Below are 5,414 nucleotides of genomic sequence, written 5' to 3'. Positions count from 1 at the left end.
GCATGGCGTCGGTGCAGAAAGAGATCGAAGAAAAGACCAGCGTCAGGCTTGGCGCCGATTTTGTCGATCGCTGGAACGCCGGCCTGCCAGACCTGTTCGCCCACGGCGTCGAAGCAATCCCTTATGTCCGCGAATTCGTCGAGGCCGTGCGGTCAGCCGGGATCGCCTATTGCGTCGCCACCTCGGCCCGGGTGTCGAAGATGCACATCACACTTGGCCAGACCGGGCTGTTGCCGCTGTTCGAACACGCGATGTTTTCCTCGACGATGGTCGCGCGCGGCAAGCCGTTTCCGGACCTGTTCCTGCATGCTGCGAAAACCGTGGGCTTTGCACCTGCCGACTGCATCGTCATCGAGGACAGCGTCGCTGGCACGCAGGCCGGCATCGCGGCCGGCATGCGGGTGTTTTCCTATCACGCCGATCCCTATTCCGACCGCGACGGCCTTATCCAGGCCGGCGGCATCCTGTTCGACGACATGCGCGAACTGGCCGGGCTGGTGCCGATCCACTGAGCTGGCTGACGGACTGGACGGGTTGGGAGGCTGTGCTACGTTCCGCGCGCCCGACACCCTGAGGCGACCATGCCGACGAACCTGCTTCGCTTCATCCTCGCCGTGATGCTGCTGCCATTGCTGTGGACCGCAGCCGGCGCGCAAGACGCCAGCCTTCCGGAGCTCGGCAGCCCACTGCCCGGCCAAAAAGACATCACCTATCTCGACCTCGCCAGGATGATCATTCCAGACCTCGCCGCCGACAAGAATGGCTTTTACAGGGGCGGGCTGCCGATCGCTATGCGCCATATCGAGGGACCCGACAGCGGCGGCTCGCCGCCCGAAACCTCAGGCTTTTCCAATGCCTCCGTGCTTGCCATCAAGGCGGGAGGCAAGGACCGCCTGACCATGCTGTTCGATCTCGGCGATTCCTCAGACAGCGCAGAAGGCTATGCGGTGCTAGCGCTCTACGACATTACGGGCAAACCAAGGCTGCTCGACGCCGCCAATGTCGCCCTCGACCGCAGCACCTATTTCCGCGAACCCGGCAAGCTCGGCATCGGCGCCAATGATGATATCCTCATGATCGAGAGTTCGCATTCCAATTCAAACCAGAACTATATGATCGTCCCGCTGATTATGGTCGCCAGGGACAAGTTGAAGCTGATCGACATCATCTATTTGTTCGACGAGCACGTGTGTGCCTATAGCCGGACGCAGGACGTTGCCTTTAAAGCCATCGCAGAGGGCCGACGCCATGCGGCGATCAAGGTAACGGTGACCGATGCCACCGTCGTGAACGACGAAAGCTGCGATGACCAGCCGCCCAAACCTGAATCTCACGACATCTCCGTCACCTATCATTGGGACAAGACAACGTCGCACTACGCCAAGGATTCCGACGCGCTGAACAATTTGGCAGGAGAGAACGCCAAACGCTTCTGAACCAACCGCATTCGTTTGCCCGGCCAGATGGAGCAGGATAAAATCCGCTCGGCCACACCGCATATGATGGGGAACTACCATGGACAAGGGCAAGATCTTTCGCGACCTGCATGCCTCGACCTTCGTCGTGCCCAATCCCTGGGATATCGGCACGACCAAGCTGCTCGGCTCGTTCGGCTTCACGGCGCTGGCGACGACCAGCGCCGGCTTTGCCTTTTCGCGCGGCCTGCCGGACGGCGCGGTGACCTTCGACCAGATGATCCACCATTGCCGCGAAGTGACCGCGGCGACCAGCCTGCCGGTCTCGGCCGACCTCGAGAAAGGCAAGGGCGACAGCGCCGAGCAGGCCGCCGAAACCATCTTCGCGGCGGAAGCTGCCGGCCTTGCCGGCTGCTCGATCGAAGACCACACCGGCGATCCGGACAAGCCGATCTATGATTTTGCGCACGCCGTCGAACGCGTTGCGGCGGCCGTGGAAGCGGCGCGGGCCCTGAAACGCGATTTCGTCTTCACTGCGCGGGCCGAGAACTTCCTCTGGGGCAAGTCCGACCTCGACGACACGATCAAGCGGCTGCAGGCGTTCGAGAAGGCCGGCGCCGACGTACTCTATGCGCCAGGCATCGGCAACGTCGAGATGATCCGCACGCTCTGCTCTGCCGTCAGCAAGCCGGTCAATGTCATGGCGGTACCGGGCTTTACCATCGCCGATCTCGCCATGGCCGGCGTCAAGCGTATCTCGCTCGGGCCGTGGCTGACCAATTTCGCCTACGGCATGCTGGAAACGGCGGCACGCGAAATCCAGCAAGACGGCACCTTCGGCTTCACCCGCGCCGCCATGCCGTTCAGCAAATTGCAGGCCCTCTTCGGCAAATCTTCGGATTAATGGGGCCCGTCGCATGACGCTGACCGTGGTCGACATGCATACCGGCGGCGAGCCGCTGAGGATCGTCACCGGCGGCTATCCCGGTATCCCCAAGGGCACGATCCTGGAAAAGCGCGCCTATGTGCGCGACCATCTCGATCATCTCAGGAAAATCCTGATGTTCGAGCCACGCGGCCATTACGACATGTATGGCGCCTTGCTGGTCGAGCCGGACCTGCCCGGCGCCGACCTCGCCGTGCTGTTCATGCACAATGAGGGTTATTCCACGATGTGCGGCCACGCCATCGTCGCGCTCGGCCGCTACGCCATCGATGAAGGGCTGGTGGCGAAACAGGAACCAGTCACGACAGTCAATATCGAGGCGCCGTGCGGGCTGGTCGTCGCCTCGGTCGAGGTCAGGGACGGCAAGGCCGGTGCGGTTTCGTTCGAAAGCGTGCCGGCCTTCCTTTTCGCCGGTGGACAGGCGATCGAATTGGCGGGCCACGGCACGATTGGCTTCGACGTCGCCTATGGCGGCGCCTTCTACGCGCTGGCCGATTGTCACCAATTCGGGCTCGAATTCGGCAGAAGCCGGATGCGCGATTTCGTCGATGCGGCAACGGGGCTGACGGACAGGCTCAAGGCTGAATTTCCGCTGTCGCATCCCGACCACGGCGACCTAGCCTACCTATACGGCACCATCCTGACCGACGGCCGCGACACATTTTCCGGCGAGGTGACCAAAAACATCTGCGTCTTCGCCGAAGCCGAGGTCGATCGCTCGCCAACCGGTTCCGGCGTCACCGCAAGGCTGGCGGCCATGCATGCCAAGGGCGAGATCGCGATCGGACAGACGCGCACATTCGAGAGCATCGCCGGCTCGCGTTTTTCCGGAGCCGTGGCGCGGACGGCGAAGGCTGGACGGCATGAGGCGATCATCGCCCGCGTCGGCGGCCGCGCCTATTATTCCGGGCGGGCCGAATTCATCGTCGAAGCGGACGACGAGCTCGGACGCGGATTCCTGTTGCGCTGAAGAAAATGCTCAGCGGCGCGAGGAGCGAGCCACTTCCCGCACCGAGATCGCCTTGTGCAGATGCACCATCATGGCGGCGGCGAACAGCGGCGTCAGCAGGTTGAGCAACGGCACGGCGAGGAAAGCGGCGATGAGCAGCCCGGCGAGAAACACTGTGCCGGCATAGTGCCTGCGCAAGGCCTTGGCCTCGTCTTCGCCGCGAAAGCGCATGGCGGCGAATTCGAAGAACTCGCGCCCGAGCAGATAGCCGTTGACGATGAAGAAGGCGGCTATGTTGACGCCCGGCACCAAGAGAAGCAGCAGCGCGACGATGTTGCCGAGAATGACGACACCGAGGAATCGCGCCGACAGCACCAGCGAGCGCAGCGCCGGCATGGCGCGGCCGGTCGGATCGCCGGGATAGTCGGTGCGCTCGACCACTTCGGCGATATCGTCGAGGAACAGGCCAGCGACAACAGCCGTCACCGGCGCGATGAGCAACGCCATGCCGAAGGCAAGCGCTATTGCCGCGATGATGCCGCCGAGCCACCCGGCCCAGGACGGCATGCCGGGCAACAGCGTCTGCAGCCACGGCAGCGCCAGCCACTCGACGAGGCTGGTCAGGCCGAACCACAGAGCCACCAGTGCCAGCACGGTCAAGCCCAGCGTCTTGACGAACACGGCCCGGAAGGGAGGCGAAATCAGCTCGAGGGCCGCAGCGCGGGCAGCGTCGAAAATCACCTTGTCACACCCCCGGTTAGCGGACGCCGCCTAAAAGGCGGATGCTTCCGAGATAGGCAGCGCAGGCCATGAGCACAAGCGGGCTGGCGTTTACCGCGCAAACGCCGGCTTTCGAACCGGGATGGTCATGGCAGCGACCCCGGCCACGACAAAACCCATGCCCAGCCATGCCGTCGAACCAAGACTTTCGCCGAGGAAGAGAGCGCCGATGCCGACGCCGATCGGCACGCGCAGATAGGCCTGCGAGGTGGTGCCGACCGAACCCAGCGTGTGGATGAGGCGGAAATAGATAACGAAGGCCAGCGCGGTGGAAAAGACCGACAGGCCGAGCAGGGCCAGGATCGACGCGGTCGATGGCGCCAGCGTCCACGGCTGGTCGAACACCAGACTGAGCGGCACGAGGATGACGGCGCCGCACAGCATGGAACCGGCGGCCGGTAGCATTGGGTCGAGGCCCTTGAAACCGCGGCCGAAAATGGCGGCCCCGGCATAGCAGACCGTCGCGGCGACGATTGCCAATTGCGCCCACAATTCATGACCGAGGCCACCCAGCGCCTGCGTGCCGATAATGAGGCAGATGCCGGCAATGCCGGCGCCCACACCGATCAGTTTGCGCAAGGTGACCGGCTCGTGGCGGGTGATGAGCGCGGTCAAGAGGAAGGTGAAGATCGGTGAGGTCGCGTTGAGGATGGTGGCGAGGCCGGCATCGACCGAGCGTTCGGCCGCGGCGATCAGGGTGAACGGAATAACGCTGTTGAGGCAGGCCTGGAAGGCGAAGCGGCGCCAGCTTGCAGCATCGCCCGGCAAGGCGAGCCCGCGCCAGCGGATGATGGCCAACAGGATGCCGCCGGCGATCAGGGTGCGGGCGGCAATGAAGGTGACCGGCGGGATGGTTTCGACGCCGATCTTGATGAAGGTGTAGGAGGCGCCCCAGAGCACTGCCAGCACGACGAGCAGTACCAGGTCGGTGGTCAGATCGTTTTTTGCAGGCTCGTTCTTCGTCGACATGCTTTTTGTAGACATTGGGGGCTGGCTCGCCTTCGAAGCGGGATCGTCTGATCCAGGCTTATAGGCGGTGCGGCGATGAAATGCTTCGGCCACGGTCGAATTGTCATAGCGCCTCGCGGCTGATGCCCCTTTGCCTGTTCCGCCAAAGTTGCGTGTCACGCCCTAGGCAAACCGGTTTCAAATCGCTAGACCCGCGCCGGGCCGGCGTGGCAAGAAGCCGGCTCGGGTTTTTGGCGGAGATTTTGATGCCGGATTATGACGTGCTTTGCATCGGCAATGCCATTGTCGACATCATCGCCCAGTGCGACGAGGAATTCCTCGAGACCAACGGCATCATCAAGGGCGCGATGAACCT

6 protein-coding genes and 1 pseudogene are annotated in these 5,414 nt (G+C 63.3%); 5 read left to right on the top strand and 2 right to left on the bottom strand.

Going from position 1 to position 5,414, the window contains the following annotated elements; translation table 11 throughout:
* From ENZ74_RS20325 to ENZ74_RS20310, 4 genes are all read left to right on the top strand, one after another.
* Positions 1 to 512: HAD-IA family hydrolase (locus tag ENZ74_RS20325; RefSeq protein ID WP_127312948.1), on the top strand; the 512-nt coding region annotated here is incomplete at its 5' end.
* A 69-nt stretch (positions 513 to 581) separates the two neighbouring features.
* Positions 582 to 1,436: a hypothetical protein gene (locus tag ENZ74_RS20320; protein WP_013528047.1), complete on the top strand. Its 855-nt coding sequence runs from the start codon at positions 582 to 584 to the stop codon at positions 1,434 to 1,436.
* A gap of 79 nt (positions 1,437 to 1,515) precedes the next feature.
* Positions 1,516 to 2,319, top strand: coding sequence for an oxaloacetate decarboxylase (locus ENZ74_RS20315; RefSeq protein WP_024505790.1), 804 nt, complete (start codon positions 1,516 to 1,518; stop codon positions 2,317 to 2,319).
* 13 nt (positions 2,320 to 2,332) lie between these two features.
* Entirely contained in the window at positions 2,333 to 3,331 is a 999-nt protein-coding gene (locus ENZ74_RS20310; protein ID WP_024505791.1) for a proline racemase family protein, read from the top strand.
* Between the two features lie 9 nt (positions 3,332 to 3,340).
* Here the strand turns inward: ENZ74_RS20310 and ENZ74_RS20305 are convergent, their stop codons facing one another.
* Both ENZ74_RS20305 and ENZ74_RS20300 read right to left on the bottom strand, forming a co-directional pair.
* Positions 3,341 to 4,051: a sulfate transporter family protein gene (locus ENZ74_RS20305; RefSeq protein ID WP_063169908.1), complete on the bottom strand. Its 711-nt coding sequence runs from the start codon at positions 4,049 to 4,051 to the stop codon at positions 3,341 to 3,343.
* 90 nt (positions 4,052 to 4,141) lie between these two features.
* Complete coding sequence (locus ENZ74_RS20300; protein WP_050580561.1) at positions 4,142 to 5,074, bottom strand: EamA family transporter; 933 nt, start codon at positions 5,072 to 5,074, stop codon at positions 4,142 to 4,144.
* 230 nt (positions 5,075 to 5,304) lie between these two features.
* Here ENZ74_RS20300 and ENZ74_RS35215 point away from each other — a divergent pair.
* A pseudogene (locus ENZ74_RS35215) lies at positions 5,305 to 5,414 on the top strand (adenosine kinase); the annotation flags it as partial.

It is taken from the genome of Mesorhizobium sp. M7A.F.Ca.CA.002.15.2.1 (genome assembly GCF_003998715.1).
Lineage (GTDB): Bacteria > Pseudomonadota > Alphaproteobacteria > Rhizobiales > Rhizobiaceae > Mesorhizobium > Mesorhizobium ciceri.
Note: the sequence above shows the minus strand (reverse complement) of the source record. Positions and strands in the feature narration are given on the sequence as shown.

Coding starts and splice junctions, on each gene's coding strand:
- ENZ74_RS20315 (WP_024505790.1), top strand. CDS start 1,516: ATGGACAAGGGCAAGATCTTTCGCGACCTGCATGCCTCGACCTTCGTC.
- ENZ74_RS20300 (WP_050580561.1), bottom strand. CDS start 5,074: ATGTCTACAAAAAGCATGTCGACGAAGAACGAGCCTGCAAAAAACGAT.
- ENZ74_RS20320 (WP_013528047.1), top strand. CDS start 582: ATGCCGACGAACCTGCTTCGCTTCATCCTCGCCGTGATGCTGCTGCCA.
- ENZ74_RS20310 (WP_024505791.1), top strand. CDS start 2,333: ATGACGCTGACCGTGGTCGACATGCATACCGGCGGCGAGCCGCTGAGG.